17 protein-coding genes are annotated in these 19,861 nt (G+C 56.7%); 11 read left to right on the top strand and 6 right to left on the bottom strand.

The genetic code is table 11. From position 1 onward, the window contains the following. The first annotated feature begins 209 nt into the window (after positions 1-209). The 4 genes from J0X15_RS07695 to fcl all read left to right on the top strand — a co-directional run bounded on the left by J0X15_RS07695 (position 210) and on the right by fcl (position 3,748). The gene (locus J0X15_RS07695; RefSeq protein ID WP_206940170.1) at positions 210-1,115 is read left to right on the top strand and encodes an ROK family protein; all 906 of its coding nucleotides are present in this window, start codon (positions 210-212) and stop codon (positions 1,113-1,115) included. A 94-nt stretch (positions 1,116-1,209) separates the two neighbouring features. Beyond that, positions 1,210-1,596 (top strand): FKBP-type peptidyl-prolyl cis-trans isomerase, encoded by a 387-nt coding sequence (locus tag J0X15_RS07700; protein ID WP_206939469.1) that lies wholly within the window; start codon positions 1,210-1,212, stop codon positions 1,594-1,596. Between the two features lie 129 nt (positions 1,597-1,725). Continuing rightward, positions 1,726-2,808 (top strand): GDP-mannose 4,6-dehydratase, encoded by a 1,083-nt coding sequence (gene gmd / locus J0X15_RS07705; RefSeq protein ID WP_206939471.1) that lies wholly within the window; start codon positions 1,726-1,728, stop codon positions 2,806-2,808. 10 nt (positions 2,809-2,818) lie between these two features. Beyond that, positions 2,819-3,748 carry a GDP-L-fucose synthase gene (gene fcl / locus J0X15_RS07710; RefSeq protein WP_331461901.1) on the top strand — a complete coding sequence of 310 codons (930 nt, stop codon included), beginning with the start codon at positions 2,819-2,821 and terminating at the stop codon, positions 3,746-3,748. Between the two features lie 114 nt (positions 3,749-3,862). Here fcl and sthA read toward each other — a convergent pair whose 3' ends face one another. Continuing rightward, positions 3,863-5,263, bottom strand: coding sequence for a Si-specific NAD(P)(+) transhydrogenase (gene sthA / locus J0X15_RS07715; RefSeq protein ID WP_206939474.1), 1,401 nt, complete (start codon positions 5,261-5,263; stop codon positions 3,863-3,865). A 421-nt stretch (positions 5,264-5,684) separates the two neighbouring features. Between sthA and J0X15_RS07720 the strand changes: the two genes are divergently transcribed. Beyond that, a complete protein-coding gene (locus tag J0X15_RS07720; RefSeq protein ID WP_206939476.1) occupies positions 5,685-6,200 on the top strand; it encodes a molybdopterin-dependent oxidoreductase in 516 nt (171 codons plus the stop codon). Next, positions 6,194-8,158: a putative bifunctional diguanylate cyclase/phosphodiesterase gene (locus J0X15_RS07725; protein ID WP_206939478.1), complete on the top strand. Its 1,965-nt coding sequence runs from the start codon at positions 6,194-6,196 to the stop codon at positions 8,156-8,158. The genes J0X15_RS07720 and J0X15_RS07725 overlap by 7 nt, the downstream gene beginning before the upstream one ends. A gap of 86 nt (positions 8,159-8,244) precedes the next feature. Here the strand turns inward: J0X15_RS07725 and J0X15_RS07730 are convergent, their stop codons facing one another. From J0X15_RS07730 to J0X15_RS07740, 3 genes are all read right to left on the bottom strand, one after another. Continuing rightward, the gene (locus J0X15_RS07730) at positions 8,245-9,276 is read right to left on the bottom strand and encodes an LLM class flavin-dependent oxidoreductase (protein WP_206939480.1); all 1,032 of its coding nucleotides are present in this window, start codon (positions 9,274-9,276) and stop codon (positions 8,245-8,247) included. A gap of 120 nt (positions 9,277-9,396) precedes the next feature. Further along, positions 9,397-10,638: a glycosyltransferase family 87 protein gene (locus J0X15_RS07735; protein WP_206939481.1), complete on the bottom strand. Its 1,242-nt coding sequence runs from the start codon at positions 10,636-10,638 to the stop codon at positions 9,397-9,399. Between the two features lie 88 nt (positions 10,639-10,726). Then, positions 10,727-11,644 carry a LysR family transcriptional regulator gene (locus J0X15_RS07740; RefSeq protein WP_206939483.1) on the bottom strand — a complete coding sequence of 306 codons (918 nt, stop codon included), beginning with the start codon at positions 11,642-11,644 and terminating at the stop codon, positions 10,727-10,729. Positions 11,645-11,759: 115 nt separating this feature from the next. On the opposite strand from J0X15_RS07740, the gene J0X15_RS07745 reads away from it, so the two are divergent. From J0X15_RS07745 to J0X15_RS07760, 4 genes are all read left to right on the top strand, one after another. Beyond that, complete coding sequence (locus J0X15_RS07745) at positions 11,760-12,260, top strand: lactoylglutathione lyase family protein (protein WP_206939485.1); 501 nt, start codon at positions 11,760-11,762, stop codon at positions 12,258-12,260. 344 nt (positions 12,261-12,604) lie between these two features. After that, entirely contained in the window at positions 12,605-14,782 is a 2,178-nt protein-coding gene (locus J0X15_RS07750; RefSeq protein ID WP_206939487.1) for an anthranilate synthase component I, read from the top strand. 417 nt (positions 14,783-15,199) lie between these two features. After that, positions 15,200-15,778 carry a PRC-barrel domain-containing protein gene (locus tag J0X15_RS07755; RefSeq protein ID WP_206939489.1) on the top strand — a complete coding sequence of 193 codons (579 nt, stop codon included), beginning with the start codon at positions 15,200-15,202 and terminating at the stop codon, positions 15,776-15,778. A 227-nt stretch (positions 15,779-16,005) separates the two neighbouring features. Further along, entirely contained in the window at positions 16,006-16,494 is a 489-nt protein-coding gene (locus tag J0X15_RS07760) for a PRC-barrel domain-containing protein (protein ID WP_206939491.1), read from the top strand. Positions 16,495-16,500: 6 nt separating this feature from the next. Here the strand turns inward: J0X15_RS07760 and J0X15_RS07765 are convergent, their stop codons facing one another. Both J0X15_RS07765 and J0X15_RS07770 read right to left on the bottom strand, forming a co-directional pair. Continuing rightward, complete coding sequence (locus J0X15_RS07765) at positions 16,501-17,574, bottom strand: metal-dependent hydrolase (RefSeq protein WP_206939493.1); 1,074 nt, start codon at positions 17,572-17,574, stop codon at positions 16,501-16,503. Between the two features lie 72 nt (positions 17,575-17,646). After that, entirely contained in the window at positions 17,647-18,156 is a 510-nt protein-coding gene (locus J0X15_RS07770) for a MarR family winged helix-turn-helix transcriptional regulator (protein ID WP_206939495.1), read from the bottom strand. Positions 18,157-18,291: 135 nt separating this feature from the next. Here J0X15_RS07770 and J0X15_RS07775 point away from each other — a divergent pair, with 135 nt between their 5' ends. After that, positions 18,292-19,833, top strand: a complete 1,542-nt coding sequence (locus tag J0X15_RS07775; RefSeq protein ID WP_206939497.1) for an MDR family MFS transporter — start codon at positions 18,292-18,294, stop codon at positions 19,831-19,833. Positions 19,834-19,861: the final 28 nt, after the last annotated feature.

Below are 19,861 nucleotides of genomic sequence, written 5' to 3' on the forward strand. Positions count from 1 at the left end.
ATCCGCGCATGGGGCAATTGTGCCAAACTGTCTGAAAGGCGCCCAACTTGGCGTTCCTACCCAGAATGCAGTTACTGCGTCGACAGGCCTTTGAAAGTGCGTGGCATCCTGCTTAAAACAAGGCAGAGAGTTTTGGAGTTTCCATGCCTGACCATTCCTGCGCCCAGCCAGCCAAGCCGCTGACAACGAACAGCGTAAAGAACGCCAAAATACGTTTCGGCATCGATTGGGGCGGGACAAAAATGGAGATCATCGCCCTGTCGCCTGACGGTCAGGAGGCCTTCCGCAAACGTCTCGACACGCCGAAAAACGACTACGCAGGTTGCCTTGCAACAGTCGAGGCGCTGTTGGCGGCAGCAGAAGCAGCAGTCGGCAATCCGGGTCCTGAGCATAGCACCCTTGGCTTCGGCATACCCGGCTCCATTTCGCCAGAAACAGGCCTCGTCAAGAATGCCAATTCCACCTGGATGAACGGCCAGCCTTTGCGCGAAGATCTGATAACCCGTCTCGGACGCACCGTTCGTATTCAAAACGATGCCAATTGCCTCGCCGTATCTGAGGCTGTTGACGGCGCTGGCGCCGGGTGCCACCTGGTCCATGCCATCATCATCGGCACCGGCTCGGGAACAGGAATCGCCATCGACGGAAAAGCACATCAAGGTGCCAATGGTATTGGTGGCGAATGGGGCGCGATCGCCCTGCCATGGCGGCGCGCCGACGAGTTTCCGGGCCCCGACAGCTGGACCGGGCACGACGGCGCGATCGACATGTGGTGCTCAGGTACCGGTTTTCAGTGGGATTACCAGAGGGCGACGGGATTGCCCGCCAAGGGGGACGAGATCATCGCCTTGATGCGTCAAGGCGACGCCGCTGCCCACGCAACCTTTGAACGATACGTCAGCCGACTCGCGCGGGCTCTTGCCATGGCCGCCAATCTGCTTGATCCGGACGTCTTCGTGCTCGGCGGTGGAATGTCGAACATCGATGAACTCTATGACGCCCTGCCAAAGGCGATGCTCCCGTTCATCATGTCGGATGTGTTTCATACACCTGTGCGCAAGGCAAAGCATGGTGACAGCTCAGGCGTTCGCGGCGCGGCCTGGCTCTGGAACTGATTTCGGACATTCCCTCTATCCGCTGAAAACGCCATAGCCTTGCCGTTATTTCCAAGCCAAAGTGCCAGAAACCCGAATCCAATCGAGGACCCTCATGTTCAAGAAGTTTGCCTTTCTCACCGCCCTGTTTGCCAGCACCAGCACATTCGCGACCGCCCAGGATCTGCAAATCACCGACGTCATGGTTGGCACAGGGCAGGAAGCCAAGGCCGGAGACACTGTGACCGTGCATTACACCGGCTGGCTCACGGACGGAAAGAAGTTCGACAGCAGCGTTGATCGCGGAGATCCCTTTTCCTTTCCGCTTGGAGCAGGTCGCGTCATCAAGGGCTGGGACGTTGGCGTGGAAGGCATGAAAGTCGGCGGCAAGCGCCAGCTGATCATCCCGCCGCAAATGGGTTATGGCTCGCGTGGCGCCGGTGGCGTGATCCCGCCGAACGCAACGCTGAAGTTTGACGTTGAGCTGCTTGCGGTCAACTGACCTTTTGTCAGCTCGCCAATTGCACACGCGCTGCGCGAAAGTACCAGCACCTCGCGCACCCTTTGCAAATTTTAAGCTGACGAACCGGTCAGGCGGCATCTGAGCAGATAAGATGACCAAAGGAACGAGATGACCCAGGATGCCAAAGTTGCCCTGATCACCGGTGTAACCGGTCAGGATGGTGCCTATCTTGCCCGTCTGTTGCTAGACAAAGGCTACATCGTCCATGGCATCAAGCGGCGGTCTTCCTCGTTCAACACCGGTCGCATTGAGGACATCTATCAGGACCCGCATGAGGCTGATCGCCGGTTTCACCTGCATTATGGTGACCTGACCGATGCGACGAACCTGATCCGTATCGTGCAGGAAACCCAGCCGGACGAAATCTACAATCTCGCAGCTCAAAGCCATGTGCAGGTGTCTTTTGAGACACCGGAATACACTGCCAATTCCGATGGTTTGGGAACATTGCGCCTACTCGAAGCAATACGTATTCTCGGAATGGAGAAGAAGACCCGCTTTTACCAAGCCTCTACGTCGGAACTTTATGGCCTGGTGCAGGAAGTGCCGCAGAAAGAAACCACGCCCTTCTATCCGCGTAGCCCCTATGCCGCTGCCAAGCTCTACGCCTATTGGATCGTGGTAAACTACCGCGAGGCTTACGGCATGCATGCCTCCAATGGAATCTTGTTCAACCACGAAAGTCCGTTGCGCGGTGAAACCTTCGTCACCCGGAAGATCACCCGTGCAGTCGCTGCCATCAAGCTGGGACAGCAGGAGAAGCTGTATCTGGGCAATCTGGATGCCAAGCGGGACTGGGGCCACGCTCGCGACTACGTTCAGGGCATGTGGATGATGATGCAGCAGGAAACTCCGGACGATTATGTCCTGGCGACGGGAGAAGCAACCTCTGTGCGTTCCTTTGTCGACCTGGCCTTCGCGGAAGCCGGCACCTCGATTGAGTGGTTCGGCGAGGGCGTGGATGAAAAAGGCATGGACCGCGTCACCGGCGAGGTGCTTGTGGAGGTTGATCCACGCTACTTCCGGCCGACCGAAGTTGATCTGCTGATCGGCGACCCTACCAAGGCGCGGGAAAAACTTGGGTGGTCACATGTAATCGGCATTGCAGATCTCGTTGCAGAGATGGTGCGCGAAGACCTTACCAGTCAGCAGCTCGCTGCTGCCACCGAAACCGCCATGAAAGAAATCTGAGATGACACAGATCTATGAACTGGCCGGAAAAAGAGTTTGGGTTGCCGGTCACAGGGGCCTGGTTGGCTCCGCACTAGTGCGACGTCTGGAGGCCGAGAACTGCGAGATCTTGACCTGCACCCGCCAGGACGCGGATCTGCGCGATCAAAGTGCGACCGCCGCCTGGGTTGCCAATGCCAAGCCGCAAGCGATCCTGCTAGCGGCCGCAAAAGTCGGCGGGATTCTGGCCAACGAAAGCCGGCCGGCGGAATTTCTCTATGACAACCTGATGATCGACACCAACATCATCGAGGCCGCCCGGCAGAATGATGTCGAAAAGCTGCTGTTTCTTGGATCATCCTGCATCTATCCAAAGTTCGCCGAGCAGCCAATCCTGGAAAGCTCCCTGCTGACGGGTCCGCTGGAGCCGACAAACGAGTGGTATGCGATTGCCAAGATCGCCGGCATCAAGTTGGCACAGGCCTATCGCAAGCAATACGGTTGCGACTATATTTCGGCCATGCCCACCAACCTCTATGGTCCTGGCGACAACTTTGACCTATCCAGCAGCCATGTCCTGCCCGCTCTGATCCGTAAAGCGCATGAGGCCAAACTGGCTGGAACTCCGCAGATCACTGTCTGGGGAACGGGAACGCCAAAGCGTGAATTTCTCTATGTCGATGATTGTGCCGATGCGCTGGTGTTTCTGCTCAAAGGATACTCCGAGTACGAGCATATCAACGTCGGTAGTGGCGCCGACGTCTCGATCCTCGACCTGACCCGACTGGTGTGCAAGGTCATCGGCTTTAAAGGTGACATCGTCCACGACTTGAGCAAACCCGACGGCACACCGCGCAAGCTGATGTCAGCGGAACGACTTACCGCGCTGGGGTGGTCGCCTAACGTCGGCCTGGAAGACGGTATTCGCCGTACCTATGAGAGTTTTCTGACTAAGTTCTGAGCTTGCTCACTTAGGATTGACGTTGAACTTTGGCCGGATAAGTCTTGTGTGAAACGTCAAAGGGAGCCACGCGGCTCCCTTTTTGCATTTTCAAACACATCGCCGGTGCGGCGATCATTTTTCCATTGGCGGCATACGGTTCCAGGCATCGAGAGCGGCAATCTTGTAGGCCTCAGCCAGCGTCGGATAGTTGAAGGTATTCTCGACGAAATACTCCAGCGTGCCGCGCAGGTTCAAAACCGCCTGACCGATGTGAACCAGCTCGGTCGCCCCTTCGCCAACGATGTGGCACCCCAGGAGCCGACGGGTCTTCAGCGAGAAGATCATCTTCAGCATGCCGGAATCGAGGCCCATGATGTGGCCTCGGGAGGTCTCGCGAAAACGCGCGATACCGCATTCATAAGGAATACCGCGCTGTTTTACTTCTTCTTCTGTCATGCCGACGGTAGAGATCTCGGGCACGGCATAAATGCCATAGGGGAAGTACTCGGGCGGGTCATAAGCCTGTTCGCCAAGCGCATGACAAGCCGCAATACGCCCCTGCTCCATCGACGTCGAAGCCAGTGAGGGGAAGCCGATTACATCACCTGCCGCAAAGATGTGCTTGACATTGGTCTGGAAGGTCTGGGCATCTACTTTCAGCCGGCCACGGTGGTCAACTTCCAGGCCACAGGCATCCAGGTTCAAGCTTCCAGTCGCTCCCATTCGGCCAGCCGCGAACAGGACCACGTTGGTGCGCACCAAACGACCGTCGGCAAGTTCGATCTCGCAGTTCGCAGGTCCGTGTTTCGTGATCTTATCGACCTTCGATCCGAACCGGAGGGCTATTCCACGGTCTCGCAATTCGTGGATGAAATCCTGCACCAACTCGTGGTCGAGGAAATCAAGCATGGTGTCGCGCGGTTCGACCAGGGTCACCTTCACATCAAGCGCGGAGAAGATCGTGGCGTATTCCACGCCGATCACGCCTGCGCCGATCACAGCAATGGTGCGTGGCAGTTCGGTCAGTTCGAGAATCTCATCACTGTCGAGAATATACTCGCCGTCAAAGGGCACATAGTCCGGACGGAAGGGCTTGGTTCCCACGGCAATGATGAAGCGGTCTGCGCTGTATTGCAGCACCTCGCCAGCGTCACCAAGAACTTCGATGGTCTTGGCATCGACGAATTTGGCTTCACCGCGCAGGGTGCGGACCCGGTTGCGGGCAAACTGGTGTTCCAGAACCTCGACTTCGTGGTCGAGGGTAATATGCAGGCGCGCACGCAGATCGCCGGCGGAAATGTCTTTCTTGACCCGGTATGCCCGACCATAAAATCCACGCTCGCGCCAACCAGTGAGGTTCAGCGCTGTCTCACGCAAGGTCTTTGAAGGAATGGTCCCTGTGTGGACCGAAACGCCTCCGACGCGGCGCCCTCTCTCGATCACCAGAACATCGCGTCCAAACTTCGCAGCCTGGATGGCTGCGCGGCGTCCAGCTGGTCCGCTGCCGATGACAATCAGATCGAAGTGGTCCATCTTTTCCCTCGTATTGCGTCGCACACCATTCACTTGTGTAGGCCACAATAATGAAGACCGGGTCAACCGCCAGGCCGATCTTCATGGCGTGAAACCCCGCGATTTTTTCTTAGAACGCCCGTGTTTTGTGCTGATTATTATTTCTGACGCAGATCTCCTCATCCTTCGCACTCGAGAGGCAATGTGCCGTCTTGGCAGCGCCGAAACGGCAAAGGGTACCACGCTCCCCCACACAACAAGCCCAGATTGAACCTCCGAAACGGGAGGCTACTTAACATTCGCCTTTAAACCGAGTGCTGACCTTAATACTTTCTTATAATTGGCAATTATACCATTGCAGCAATCTTTTCGCTGCGCCTTGCGAAATTATACTGAGCAGCGCCTCAACTTAACGCAAACTGATCTCAACCGGTTGCTTTCCATGCCTTTCCGTCTGATCCATGTCGTCGCGTTTTCTTGCGTGCTTCTTTTCTACATGAACTCCTTTTCATCAGCTGAGCAGCTTCACTCATTTACGCCATCAGACAGGCTCCCAATTTCCGGTCATCTGACGATCAAAACCGGAAATTCAGTCCGCGAGGTCGCGCTGGCAGATCTCGAAACCCTGCCAATGCATGAGGTGACGGCCAGCATTACCGTCGAAGAACCTATAAAGACGTTTGAGGGCATTTTGCTGCGTGACGTGCTCGCCTACCTCGGCGCTCTGGATGCGGAAGAAATAACCGTACGTGGAAATGACGCCTACGCTGCCAGCATTCCACAGAAGGATTGGAAAACCTGGCCGGTCCTGCTGGCCACGCGTTCTGAGGGGAAACCCTTGACTTTGCGCCAGCGTGGCCCAGCACGGGTCATCTATCCGATGCAGGACTTTGAGGAGCTGAACCACCGTCGTTACCGGAACCGCAGTGTCTGGATGGTTCAAGAGATTCAATGGTAAAAATGGCATCAGGTGCAACGTCTCTCAGACGCTTCCTTCCCCGCTCCCCTCATGTCTTTGGCGTGGCTTTCCTGATTGCCGGATCGCTGACGGCTATCTTTGCGATTCGCTCACTGGAACACCTCAAGCCGCCGGAGACTGACTACGGCCAACACCTTGGTCGGCATATGCGCTACACATTTGCAGAAGTGGCAGCGATCGACAGCATGCTCGGCGCATTGGAGGTTTCCGAGAACAAGCAAAACGCGCTCGATCTGATCCAGAAAACGGCAGACCGTTTCTACGTCCGACTCGAAAATCTCTCAGGCCTGAAAACCGGACCATTGTCCAATCCGGCAGGCCCCATCAATCTGACCGCCAACGCTCTGATGGAACAGCTGGACAAGATCGTCGTTGCTGGTGTGCCTCTGAACCCGGGCGCCCTGAATGAAGCAAAAACCCTCAGCCACAGCCTGCTGCAAGAGACCGGCGACTTCACGCGTCAAGTGGAACTAGACGTGGATCGCATGCTGCGTCATCGCCGCAAGCTTGCTTCCGCTGTCTCGTTCGAAGTCGCTTTCAGTATTTTTCTTCTGCTGATCCTGGCAATGCTGACGTTCGGGCTTTTTCTCTACAATCGCCGAATTGTCCGAAAATTGCAGATTTCAAACGGGCAAGACAGCCTGACCGACCTGTCGAACCGTCGCGGTTTCACCGACTGGATCGGACAGAAGGTCCTGGACGAGCCGGATACGCAGTTTGCTTTTCTGCTGTTTGACGTCGACCGCTTCAAAGCTATCAATGATAACTTCGGGCATTTTACCGGCGACCGGATCCTCAAACATACGGCAGCGCATTTACGTCTATTCTTTGGCGTCGAAGGCCATGTGGCACGCTGGGGAGGCGATGAGTTTGTCGCTGTCGTGCGGTTGCGGAGCGAAGGAACTGCCGCGCTTGAGCACAAGCTGATCAAACTGATTAGCCGCCCGCCAGAACTGCCCATGGACGGCGGCGGCACCATGCCGGTCGGGCTAAGCTGCGGTGTTTCCCTTTGGCCACAAGACGCAGAAACTGTTGATGAGGCCGTGTCGCGCGCTGATGCCGCCCTGCTTGAGGCCAAGCGCAATGGTCGCGGGCGCTTTGCCTTTTATCACGATGACCTGTCAGAAAAGCAGCGTCGACAAGATGCGATCCGCTCCGACCTGAAACGTGCCATTGCCGACGGTGAGTTCTTCCTTGTCTATCAGCCACAGTTTTGCGTTCGCAGTAACAAGATTGTTTGCGCTGAAGCGCTGATCCGCTGGCGCAGTTCACGCACCGGCACGATTATCCGGCCTGACGAATTCATTGCGGTTGCGGAAGAAAGCCAGCACATCTGGTCTATCGACACATTCGTACTGAACACAGCCTGCCGAGCCGCTGCGCATTGGGTCAACATGCCGAACGGGCTGGACCGCATTGCCATCAACTTGTCCCCCCATAGCTTCCAACGGGTCGGACTTGGGGCACATGTGGAAGCCATTCTCCGGCGCTGGAATATGCCAGCGAACAAGCTTGAACTGGAGATCACCGAGGGCGTTCTGTTGAGCGAAAGCCCTCAGCTAAACGAAAACCTTGCGGCTCTGAAGGCTCTTGGCATTCGGCTGGCACTCGATGATTTTGGCACCGGCTATTCAAATGTCGCCTATCTGGCCCGCCTGCGTCCGGACCTTCTGAAGATTGATCGATCGTTCCTGCGGGAACCCAACGACCACATGCGCAAGAGCATCATTCAAGGTGTCTCGCGAATTTCCTCCAGTATTGGTGCGACCACCCTTGTCGAAGGGGTAGAGACCCAGGCGGATCTCGACTTCGTGCGCGAATCTGGCTGTAGCCTGGTGCAAGGCTATCTGCTGGCCTACCCGATGCCAGAGGACGAGCTGCAAGCGCTTCTGGTCAAGACAAACCAGCCAGATGCCGCCCTCCCCGCCACACCGTAACCTACGGTTTCAAAGCCCCTGAGACGACGTGACACCCAAGGTCCGCCTCGTCTCAAAGCCAAGTGGCGTTTCAGGCGAGCGCCAACTCAGCTCATCATGTCCCGAACCAGTGGGATGACCTTGCGACCATAAAGCTCAATGCTTTTCATCAGCTGCGCATGCGGCATTGGGCCCGTGGCATATTTCAGATCGAAGCGGCTCAGGCCGAGGGTCTTCATCGTCTTGGCAATCCGCTTGGCGACCGTTTCCGGCGAACCAGCATACACGGATCCGTTGCGAACTTCCGACAAGAACGCATCCTTGCCCATCGGTGACCAACCACGTTCCCGTCCCAAGCGATCATGAAACGCCTTGTAATGCGGCCACAGCTGTTCGACCGCGGCTTCGTCCGTTTCAGCCACATGACCGGGCGAATGAACGCCGAGTGGTTTGACCGGGTGTTCCATCTGATCACATGCACGGTGGTAAAGATCGACGTAAGGCTTGAAGCGCTCCGGGTCACCGCCAATGATCGCCAGCATCATCTGGAGGTTATAGGTGACGGCCCGAATGACACTGTCGGGACTGCCGCCCACACCGACCCAAATTGTCGGTCCCTTGTCCTCAAATCGCGGAAAGACTGACTGACGTTTCAACGGCGGACGAATGTCGCCGGACCAGCTGACGACCTCATCCGCCCAAAGGGTCGTGAGGAGATCCAGTTTTTGCTCGAACAGAACCTCATATTGATTGAGGTCATGGCCGAAGAGCGGGAAGCTCTCGGTAAAGGATCCGCGCCCCAAGGTGATTTCCGCCCGTCCGCCAGACAGGGCGTCGAGCGTCGAAAAGCGTTGAAACACCCGGATCGGATCGTCCGACGACAGGACCGTCACTGAAGTCCCAAGCTTCAGCCGTTCGGTTTTGGCCGCAATGTAGGTCATCAGGATTTCCGGAGAGGAAATTGCAAAGTCCTTGCGATGATGTTCCCCAAGGCCAAGGAAATCAACACCGACCTGATCGGCCAGAACACCTTCCTCAACCAAATCCCGCAAAACCTTAGCTTCATGTTTCAGCTTGCCATTCCCGTCTTCGGTGATGTCACCAAACGTATCGAGGCCGAGTTCAAGATTTTTGCTCATAAGGGCACCTGACAGGTTCCGAGGATTGCATTGGGGCCAAGCACTCTTAAAGAGAAACTCTAGGCGCTTCATTGAGAGGGAAGGTAAGCGTTAGTGTCATCGAACAAAAGCTCGAACTGTTCACCTCGGACGAACACTCTGTTCGGCAGCGTCGGCTTCCCTGCACCAAAGCCAGGCGGTGCAGACCAAAAGAGCCAGAAGAATGTTGACGGACGGAACTATCGAGTAAGCGAGTTTCATACCGTCGGTGGGGAGCATCGCCGTGATGATCGACGTCGCCATCGGCTGCAGCCACAACAAACCCAGCACCACTTGCACACCCGCCGGCCAGGGTTCACGCTCCTTCAGAAAGGCGCAGTGTGCCGCCGCCAGCAGTGGCCAGCTATAGGCCATGAAAGCAGGTGCCGCGCAGGCAGAGGCCAGGAAGCATAGTCCAAGTGCCTGCCAGGCCTCGCACCTTCTTGCCGCGACCCAGACAATGCCGGTGGAGATCGCAATGATGAGTATATAGATGCCATCTCGCGCCATAAGCGGGAGACCCAACTTACCGAGCATGGATGTGACATTGAAGAAACCCAGCGTCGCTGCGTTGAGGTAAGAAACATATATCTCCTCGCTAAACGTGCCCAAGTAGGCTCCAAACACCTCCCCGCCATACAACAGCGCACTGGCAGCAAGAAGCCCCGCCGTCGTTACACAGGCCGAGACAATGGTTCGGTAGTGCCCGCTCGCCAGCAGGAAGACCGGTACCATCAGGCCATATTGCGGCTTTACGGTCGCCAGCCCCAACAGAAAGCCTGCAAGCCAAGGTCTTCTTTCGGAGAGAACCAACCCCAGCACAATCAACAGGATCGCAAGCACGGAGTTGTTCAAAATGTTGAGCGTATGAAAACCGATACCACTGGCGACGATAAAAAATCCCATGACTGCCGGGGCTCCCAGAATGATTGGGATGGCAATTAAAGCCCCCAGGGAGATCAGCAGGAAGACCGCTTTGGCTTGGCCGTATGTCATCCACGCCAACGGCTCCGCCATGAGAAGAAAGTGCGGCGGATAGCGGAACACCAGGGTTTCGGCGTGGCCGGTTAAGGGCGCTCTGAACGCTTCCACATCATAGGCTTCGACTCCTCGTCCTTCTGCCGCCATCTGCCCAGCGCGATAAAAAGCGGCGAGATCCTCCGAAATCGGATCGCTGATAGTTGCTGGTAAATGCCGCAGCCTCGCTGCGCCGTCAGGCACCCACACCAAGGCCGAAAGAATCGCGCTTAGGATCAGGCAAGCAAAAACAAAACGCCCGCCCAATCTGCCGGCGAGCTGATAGCCGGCATTTACCTTCTGGATCCGTTGGATGTGGTCGGCCATTGATGGAAACTCGAAATGTCAGAGAAGCGGTCGGACCTAGAATGTCCGATTCCTACCTCGCGTGACGAGAAAAGAAGCGGCTGAGCGTTCACTCCTCTGGCTCAGCCCCTGAGACCGTGCGAAGGCGGGCAGCAACATCCCGAACGATAGCGGCCAGAAGATTGACGCGTCCGGGGAGCGTGCGTCCCCGGCGCCAGGCTAGCCAGATGTCACGTCGAACAGGCTTCGGCAACTGGGAAATACGCAGTTTGCCCCGGCCACGGAAAGTCGCAACCCCACTGCGAGGCAAGATCGTGTAGCCCACGCCAGATGCCACCGGAGCGGGGATTTGGCCAATCTGGTTGACGAAGCCTCGTTGACGCAACCGACGCGCGCCCTCAAATTCGCCCGGATAATTCAGGCTGAACAGGGCGTCCGCATATTCGTATCCGTCCGGGTGAGCGATGAACCCCAAAGTTTCCAAGCTGGAAAACGTCGGCACGTTCTCAGATACGGAAGCAGGCAGGATCAGGCACAATTCTTCAAAGCCAATTCTCTCCGCTTCTATGCGGGCACGGTGAGGGGGGTGATCGAGGACCCCAAGATCAAACTTGCCCTCAACCAGGCCGGCCAGAATGCTGCTTTGAGGCGCTGCTTCAAGATGAACCGACAGTTGAGACGCCTTCGCCATTTCCGCCACCAGATCCGGATAGAGGATCATGGCGAAGCTTCCCGAACAAGCAAGCGCTGCTGTCCCCACTGACGGATCGTCGGTGCCAATTTCCGCGGCGAGTTGCTCCTCTTCAGCACGTCGGGCCACGCCAAGCCGATAAACCGCCTCGCCCGCCTCGGTCAGAGTGAAACTCTTGCCGGATTTGGTGACCAGCTGCTGACCGACCTGCTGTTCAAGCTTGCGCATGTGCTGCGAAACCCCTGGTTGGGTCATGTTCAGGCGCTCCGCAGCTCGCGAGTACCCTCCGGTCTCGCACAAGCAGGTAAAGGTCTCCAGCCATTGGGAATTCAGCATCGCGCCTCACTCAGAACGAATAATTATAACGTTTTATAATACAAATTATCAAAGATGATAATTTTTAAATATCCGACAAAGGGCATACATGAGGTCGCAACCAAAGGAGAATATTATGCCCACCTACCCAAGATCATTTTCGCATATCGGCCTATCTGTCCCGGACCTGGACAAAGCCATCGAGTTCTATGCAAACGTCCTAGGCTTTTACGTCATCATGCCACCGACTACGGTGGTTGAAGATGACAGCGAGATCGGCCGCATGTGTACAGATGTGTTCTCCCAAGGCTGGGAAAAGCTGCGGATCGCCCATCTGGCCACAGCAGACAGAATCGGCATCGAACTGTTCGAGTTCGCTGGAAACTTTCCTCCTGAGGACAATCTCGATTTCCGCCGGCATGGACTGTTCCATTTCTGCATTCAGGACCCGGACGTGGAAGGCCTGGCAGCGCGCATTGTCGAGGCAGGCGGCAAACAACGCATGCCGGTGCGCGAATATTATCCAGATGAGAAACCCTACCGCATGGTCTATGTCGAAGACCCCTTCGGCAATGTCTTCGAGATCTACAGCCACAGTTATGAATTGACCTATTCCGCAGGCGCCTACGCCGACTGATTGGCGGGTTGCTCTTGAGCCTCTGCCGCCACAGGCGGGCGGCAGAGCTGCTTTCCAATTGCCACGAAGCAGAAAAACAAAAGCCCATGACGATGCCTTAGCGTTCTCTTATTGCGTCGCCTGCGCCTTTCGGCTATGCAGATTTCCATGAACATGCTCAAGATCCAGAACTGGTGGTGGCGGGACGCTTAATTGGCGGCCAGCGCATCCTCGTGTCTGTAGTGACTTGAGTTTTTGATAGGCCGCCGCGAACCCGCTGGCGGCTTTTTTTATGTTCTTGGACAGATCAAGACCAGCCGGGCCGCCGTCCAACCGCGGTCGCAGGATTAAGAAGGAAGAGACTAATGCCGGCCTTCGCCGACCAGACTTTCAAGACCCAGGGCGGGATCACCATCCACCGTTCCGCCCGTCCTTCCGACTATGAAGCCGGCACAGATGCCTGGATCGACCGGCTGGATCAGGAGCGCGGCGCGGTGCTCGCATCTTCCTACGAATATCCGGGCCGCTATACCCGCTGGGATATGGCGCTGGTCAATCCGCCGCTGGTGATGGAAGCCGCAGATCGCACCGTCGAGATCAAGGCGCTGAACGACCGCGGGCGCCTGCTGATGCCAGCGGTTGCCGCTGCGCTGAAGAACCATCCGGATGTTGCCACCTTCTCGGCCGACGAGAACCACATCGAGCTGAGTGTCAAAAAGCCGGGACGCGCGTTCCGTGAGGAAGAGCGCTCGCGGCAGCCGTCGACCTTTTCCATCGTCCGCGCATTGAAAGAGCTGTTTGCCTGCGAAGACGATCAGCTTGGTCTGTATGGTGCCTTTGGCTACGACATCGCTTTCCAGTTTGAGCCGATTGACCTGAAGCTTTCCCGTCCGGACGATCAGCGCGATGTGGTGCTGTTCCTGCCCGACGAAATTCTGATCGTCGATCACCACGGCAAGCGTGCGCATGTTCTGGAGTATGAATTCGAGGTAGATGGCAAGTCGACCAAGGGGCTGCCGCGCGACGGCGACAAGACCCCCTATGCTCCTGCGAACGAAGATCCGGGCCGTGGCGATCACGAACCGGGCGAATATGCCAAGCTGGTGGAACAGGCCAAGGACTACTTCCGGCGTGGGGATCTTTTCGAAACCGTGCCAGGTCAGACGTTCTATGAAGCTTGCCCCAACCCGCCTTCTGCCGTCTCCCGCCGTCTGGCGCAAATCAATCCTTCCCCCTATTCCTTCTTCTTCAATCTGGGCAATCAGGAGTACCTGGTTGGCGCTTCGCCGGAAATGTATGTCCGCGTCACCGGAGGCCGCCGGGTCGAGACCTGCCCGATTTCGGGCACCATCCGGCGCGGCAAGAATGCCATCGAGGACGAGGCCCAGATCCGCAAGCTGCTGAACTCCGCCAAGGACGAAGCAGAGCTAACAATGTGTTCCGACGTCGACCGCAACGACAAGAGCCGGGTCTGCGAGCCGGGATCGGTCAAGGTCATCGGTCGGCGCCAGATCGAGATGTATTCCCGTCTGATTCATACAGTGGATCACATCGAGGGGATTCTGCGCCCTGATATGGATGCGCTTGATGCGTTCCTGTCCCACACTTGGGCAGTCACCGTCACAGGCGCGCCAAAACGCTGGGCGATGGAGTTTATTGAAAACCACGAGAAGTCCTCGCGTGCCTGGTACGGCGGTGCGATTGGTGCCGTGCTTTTCAATGGCGACATGAACACCGGCCTGACCCTGCGCACCGTGCGCATCAAGGATGGCGTTGCGCAGATCCGTGCCGGAGCCACCCTGCTTTACGACAGCGTACCGGAGGACGAAGAAGCTGAGACCGAGCTGAAGGCGGAGGCCATGCGCGCCGCTGTACGTGAGGCCGGTCTGGCGACCAAGGGCGTGGCAGAGGCTGCCAAGGCCAAACCAGGCGCAGGCATCAAGATCCTGCTTGTCGATCATGAGGACAGCTTCGTTCACACGCTGGCCAACTATTTCCGGCAAACCGGCGCCGAAGTCGTTACCTATCGCTCCCCTGTCGCCGATCATGTGTTTTACGATGTGAACCCGGATCTGGTGGTGTTGTCGCCTGGCCCAGGCAACCCGAAGGACTTCGATTGTGCGGCGACCATCGGTCGGGCACGAGCACGGGCCTTGCCGATCTTTGGTGTCTGCCTCGGCCTGCAGGCGTTGGCAGAAAGTATGGGCGGCGAACTGGGACAGCTGGATGTTCCGATGCACGGCAAGCCTTCAGCAATCTCCGTCTCCGGCAACTCGTTGATCTTCGACGGTCTGCAGGCACCGGTCATCGTCGGCCGATATCACTCTCTTTATGCAAAGAAAGACAAACTGCCGACTGGCTTCAGGGTCACCGCAGAGACGGATGACGGAGTGATCATGGCGATCGAGCATGACGAGGAGTCGATCGCCGCCGTGCAGTTCCACCCGGAAAGCATCATGTCACTGGATCAGGATGCTGGTCACAAGATTATCGAGAACGTCGTGGCCAGACTGGTTACCCAGAAGGTGACCGAAAGCGCGTAAAGCACCTCGTATTGCGCTGAGCTTTAAAGAAGCAGACCTCAGATCCTGAGGCCTGCTTTTTTCATGGCCGACACTCCATTCGAGCCCCGACCGCCTTTATGCTCTGAGCTCCTATACTCTGAGCTCCGCCAATGCGTCATGATCTATGTAGCCAAAATATAATATAACTCGACCATATTTACATTTTTTGCCCATAAAGCGAAATGTGTCTGGAATGTGAAAAGATTTTGTCGAGCCCGTGAGGCCGTATTAGTTCCAAAAACGGGGAATTTTATTTAATCGTATAAGTCCGTTTTTTTTCGGAACGATCTTTTACCTCAGAGTGTTTGCTCCTCGAACGCCGACGCTGATACCCATCGATCAGTTCATAACAAAGTCAGTGGGTGGCGTCATTAACAAAGCAGAAGGAGAAATCTCATGCGTACTATCAACACAATCCTTGCAGGTCTTTTCGCAACGACAGCACTCGTTGGCGCAGCAAACGCTGCAAGCTCCGGCGATGCAAACGGCGAAGTCAAGATCATGCCGAGCGCTTCCACGCAGGCTGAAGTCAAGGCTGAAGGCGATGCAACTGCAGGCGAAGCTCCGGAATACATCACTGGTGACGCAAACGGCGAAACCAAGGTCATGCCGGGTGCCGCTGCTAACGCAGAGGCCATGGCCGAAGGCGATGCCACAGCAGTCGAAACTCCGGAGACCATTACTGGTGACGCAAACGGCGACCAGACTCCGCTTCTGAACCAGCAGGCCGCTGCCATGGATATGGACATGACCGGCTATACCATTACAACTGTAGACGGTGAATCTGTTGGTGAAGTTGCATCCGTGAACCGTGATGCTTCCGGCAACCTGATCTCCATCGAAGCTGAAGTTGGTGGCTTCCTGGGTATTGGTGCCGACACTGTGACCATCCCGGCCGATCGTTTCACCATCTCCGGTGAAGAGCTGAAGCTCAACATGAGCGAAGCTGAAGTCAAAGTTCTTGCAGATAGGTAATCACTAGCTGGAAAACTTGCAAAAAGGGTCGTGCCGAAAGGCACGGCCTTTTTTTATGCCAAATCTCTCTTACGAGTCCGCTCCCGGCATCGGAGGCAATTGGGTCCCCCACCTGACCTGTCAAATTCCCGCGAACTTTTTGCCATCTTCGTCGTTTACCCTGAGGAAATAACAGCTGCTCAGGTGGCGACGCTCCAAAGATCCGGGAGCTGGAGAAGGAAACGACCATGCTAGATCGCCTTGATGATGCCCTTGGCAGAAACGCCACCGACGACATCGGCCTTTTGGGAGCTCGTCTCCTGCTGATAACCGGCTGCGTTTGCTTCGGCCTGTTAACGACTGTCTTTTCATCCCACGCCTTGGGTCAGGAGGTTCAGGTGGTCCGCCCCAGCACCGACGGACCTGCTGACGGCGTCAACCAAACCAAGAAGCCTCTAGTGCCGCGAACCGACGGACAAACGGATGCAACCGTTGCCGTTCCCAAGGAGCTGATCGGGGAGCCTGTCTTGTCCCTGGAAGGCCAGACCCTTGGCGATGTCACGCAGGTTCAGGTGAACGAAAACGGCCTTCTTGTCAGTCTAGATGCTGAACTCGGCGGCTTTTTCGGGATCGGCTCCAAGTCAGTACGCTTTCCAGCCGAAAACTTTGCGGTCAACAGCCACGGGATCGTTCTCGACATGACGTCGGACGATGTCGAGGCCCTGATGGACCAGTAAGGACATTCAGCAGGCAGGCTCTGGCACTGGCGGCTCCGTTGCCCCGATGAACGCAATCTCGGCCGGGCGGATGGTGGACTTCCCGAGAGTACGTGCTTTCAGCCAGTCCCAGTCACCTTCTGCAATAGCTCTGCGCGTCAGCAGGCCGCGCACCGGCGCGACCTCACGCAAGGTTTCCGCTTCCAGCTCAGCGACTGTGAAAGAGAACGTGTACCCAGGCGTCAGTCCCATGCGCAAATCTGAGATCGACACGCGGTCGCCCTTGCGATCCGCCCGGAAGAACCCGTGACTGAACCAGTCCAGCTTCTGAAAAGACAGATTGTCGTCGAGACAAGACGACAGCTCCAGATGACGGGCGTGGGTGTAAACCGGCTGAGTGTCCTGATCATCCAGAACCGAGAGATAGAGATTGTGATACCGCCCCTCCTCGAGGCCGATCACCTTCCATAAAAGCGTATTGAACGGTGCCGCCTGCGCCAATATGCGCTGCGGCGCCACCCCGGCCTGCTTGAACAGCCTTTCAGCTCTCGCTTCCATGTAAGTCTTGGCGCCGATCCCCCAGGCGAGATATCCAGTCGTCAGAACGAGGACAACGCTCAACCCCGTTTTAAACGCGTCCGACCAGCGACCACGTATGAACGCCCAAAGGACGATGAAAAGCAGCGGCAGGGAATAGACCGGATCGATGATGAAAACCGACCCCACTCCGACCGGGTCTGGGTAGAGTGGCCAGAGTAGTCGCGTGCCGTAGATCGTCAAGGCATCCAGCAGGGCATGAGTGGACAGACAGAGAAAGACCGCCGCCCAAACCCGCCACCGGTGCTCCTTCCAGCTTTTGAACACTCGAACCAGCGCCTCACCAATCAGCGGTGTTGCAGCTACATGAACCACCAGCGAGTGGCTCCAGCCCCGGTGAAAGACAAAGCTGTCGACCGGATCAGCGAATGGTTGAAGCACGTCCAGATCCGGCAAAGTGCCCAACAGGCCACCAAGAAGGGCCGCCTTGCGCAGTCCGATCTTTCCGCCCAGGCAAGCGCTGGAGACCGCGGCGCCCAGAACGAATTGAGTAAGAGAATCCATACAAATCCATCTACTTTTTGGTGAACGGAAGGACAGTGACGAAGGCGTTTTATACAGCGCAACCGCTCTTCATCAAGGCGCCTGCTTGTTTTCAGGCTTGGCCGCTTCTTCCGCTGCGACTCGCTCGAAGTCATCGAGAAAGCGGGAATAGAGCTCGGAGAATTTCGCAATATCTTCCTCAGGCCAATCGGCCAGGAGCTGTTCAATCAGGCCAAGCTTGGTCTTGATTTTTTCGCGCAAAAAGGTCTGACCTTTTTCAGTCAGAAAGATCACGGACCTTCGTGCATCAAGCTGCGAGACGCCCCGGCTGACCATATCTCGCTCGACGAGATGAGCGACAGCACGACTGGCGCGAGAGGGGTCAATGCACATTTGCTCGGCCACTGTGCCAATGGTGACTTCGCCGCCTTTCCTGGTGATCCGACCGATTGACTCGACGATATCGATGTAGCCGATGTCGAGATCCGGCGCGGCTCTGCCGATCACCAGGCGTGTGATGATCCGGCTTTTGGCCAACACCCGATACCGGGACATGGTTTTGCCGATGCGATCAATGTCCGTTTTCAATTTGCTGTCGGTCATGGTGCCGGTTTTCGCTCGCGCAGGGAGCTTCATCTCCAATGGTGAACTCAATTGCCTGACGCATATTTATGCCTTTGACATATATATGCGTCAAGCATATAAATCTGACGACCCTCTGCTTTCAAAAGACCCAACATGACCACATCCACCTCCACGACGACGCCAGCTCCTGAGGCTCAACACCCGGAAAAATCCCCCGGTGCCCCGCTCACTCTCGACAAGAAGCGGCGTTTGACGATCTTCCTCATCCTGATGACAGCCGCCTTCATGTCGATGATGGATGTCCAGATCGTTGCCACTGCGCTTCCGACTATTGTTGGCGAGTTCGGCGACATCAGCGGCTTCAGCTGGATTGCCTCAGCCTATCTCCTCACCTCCAGCGCGGTCATGCCGCTTTACGGCAAGCTGGGCGACTTGTTCGGGCGCAAGTATGTGATCATCACCGTGGTCGGGCTTTTCGTCATCGGATCGCTGGCCTGCGCAACCGCGGTCTCCATCAACACGCTGATCGCCGCTCGGGTTCTGCAGGCAATCGGCGGCGGTGGCATCATGGTGACGATCTTCGCCATTAACGCGGACCTGTTCGAACCACGCGAACGGGCAAAATATCAGAGTTACAGCAGTCTGGTGCTCATGACTGCAGGAGCAGCCGGACCGACGCTGGGCGGTCTGATGACCGACCTCTTCGGCTGGCGTTCAATCTTCCTGATCAATCTGCCCATCGGTATCGTTGTGATCGCCGGCCTTGCTTTGCTGCTTCCCTACAAGCGCCCGGAACGCAAGCCGAAGGTCGATTATGTTGGCGCGGTTCTTCTGGCTGGTGTGATTTGCAGCCTGGTTCTCTGGGCCGATAGCGCCACACTGTTCGGCAGTCTGATTGCTCCGCAGAGCCTTCTGATCATTTTGATTGGCGTCACCTGTGCTCTCGCCTGGGTCTATGTCGAGAAGCGCGTGGAAGAACCTGTTATCCCACTGAGACTTTTCAAGGACCAGACCATCTCGCTGCTGCTGATCGTGACGCTGGCCAGTGGTTGTATGGGCATCGGCATGGCCAATTATTACGCGCTCTTCCTGCAATCCGGCCTCGGTATGACTCCGTCGATTGCCGGACTGTTCTTCATTCCGCTGACCACCGGCATCGCCGTCGGCTCGGTTTCCGCCGGGCGTATCATGTCACGCACGGGGGGCTACAAATACTTTGCCGTCGCCAGCACCGCGACAACAGCCTGCGTGTTGATCGCCGTATCGCTGATTGTAGATCAAACGACCAGCCTGGCCATCGTCGCCGTCCTGCTGTTCCTGCATGGCATTGGCACCGGCATCGGCCAGCAAGTGCCTATCCTCGGGGTACAGAATGCCGCCCCCCGACAGGATATCGGCAGCGCCACCGGCATGACGACGCTGTCCCGCATTGGTGGAGCATCCATCGGCATCTCGATCTATGGCGCCATCGTTTCCTACATGATCAGCCATGCGCCGCAGACGGTACCCGGTGTCGGTGAAATCGAAACGCTGACGCCCTCAGAAATCGTCAAGCTTCCGGTCGATGTCCAGCACGCGATCAACGACATTTACCTCATGGCGTGTAACCCGGTTCTTCTGACGGCAGCCGGCATCGGTTTGACAGGCTGCGTTGCCGCGCTGTTTCTGGAAAACCGGCGACTGGGAAGCAAATAGACCCCGGCCGCAATCAAACAAACGAAAG

Source organism: Roseibium limicola (assembly GCF_017313085.1).
GTDB lineage: Bacteria > Pseudomonadota > Alphaproteobacteria > Rhizobiales > Stappiaceae > Roseibium > Roseibium limicola.

Bases quoted from the DNA above. Each gene is read 5' to 3' on its own strand.
- J0X15_RS07700 (WP_206939469.1), top strand. From the start codon at position 1,210: ATGTTCAAGAAGTTTGCCTTTCTCACCGCCCTGTTTGCCAGCACCAGC.
- gmd (WP_206939471.1), top strand. From the start codon at position 1,726: ATGACCCAGGATGCCAAAGTTGCCCTGATCACCGGTGTAACCGGTCAG.
- sthA (WP_206939474.1), bottom strand. From the start codon at position 5,263: ATGGACCACTTCGATCTGATTGTCATCGGCAGCGGACCAGCTGGACGC.
- J0X15_RS07720 (WP_206939476.1), top strand. From the start codon at position 5,685: ATGCCTTTCCGTCTGATCCATGTCGTCGCGTTTTCTTGCGTGCTTCTT.
- J0X15_RS07725 (WP_206939478.1), top strand. From the start codon at position 6,194: ATGGTAAAAATGGCATCAGGTGCAACGTCTCTCAGACGCTTCCTTCCC.
- J0X15_RS07730 (WP_206939480.1), bottom strand. From the start codon at position 9,276: ATGAGCAAAAATCTTGAACTCGGCCTCGATACGTTTGGTGACATCACC.
- J0X15_RS07735 (WP_206939481.1), bottom strand. From the start codon at position 10,638: ATGGCCGACCACATCCAACGGATCCAGAAGGTAAATGCCGGCTATCAG.
- J0X15_RS07740 (WP_206939483.1), bottom strand. From the start codon at position 11,644: ATGCTGAATTCCCAATGGCTGGAGACCTTTACCTGCTTGTGCGAGACC.
- J0X15_RS07745 (WP_206939485.1), top strand. From the start codon at position 11,760: ATGCCCACCTACCCAAGATCATTTTCGCATATCGGCCTATCTGTCCCG.
- J0X15_RS07750 (WP_206939487.1), top strand. From the start codon at position 12,605: ATGCCGGCCTTCGCCGACCAGACTTTCAAGACCCAGGGCGGGATCACC.
- J0X15_RS07755 (WP_206939489.1), top strand. From the start codon at position 15,200: ATGCGTACTATCAACACAATCCTTGCAGGTCTTTTCGCAACGACAGCA.
- J0X15_RS07760 (WP_206939491.1), top strand. From the start codon at position 16,006: ATGCTAGATCGCCTTGATGATGCCCTTGGCAGAAACGCCACCGACGAC.
- J0X15_RS07765 (WP_206939493.1), bottom strand. From the start codon at position 17,574: ATGGATTCTCTTACTCAATTCGTTCTGGGCGCCGCGGTCTCCAGCGCT.
- J0X15_RS07770 (WP_206939495.1), bottom strand. From the start codon at position 18,156: ATGACCGACAGCAAATTGAAAACGGACATTGATCGCATCGGCAAAACC.
- J0X15_RS07775 (WP_206939497.1), top strand. From the start codon at position 18,292: ATGACCACATCCACCTCCACGACGACGCCAGCTCCTGAGGCTCAACAC.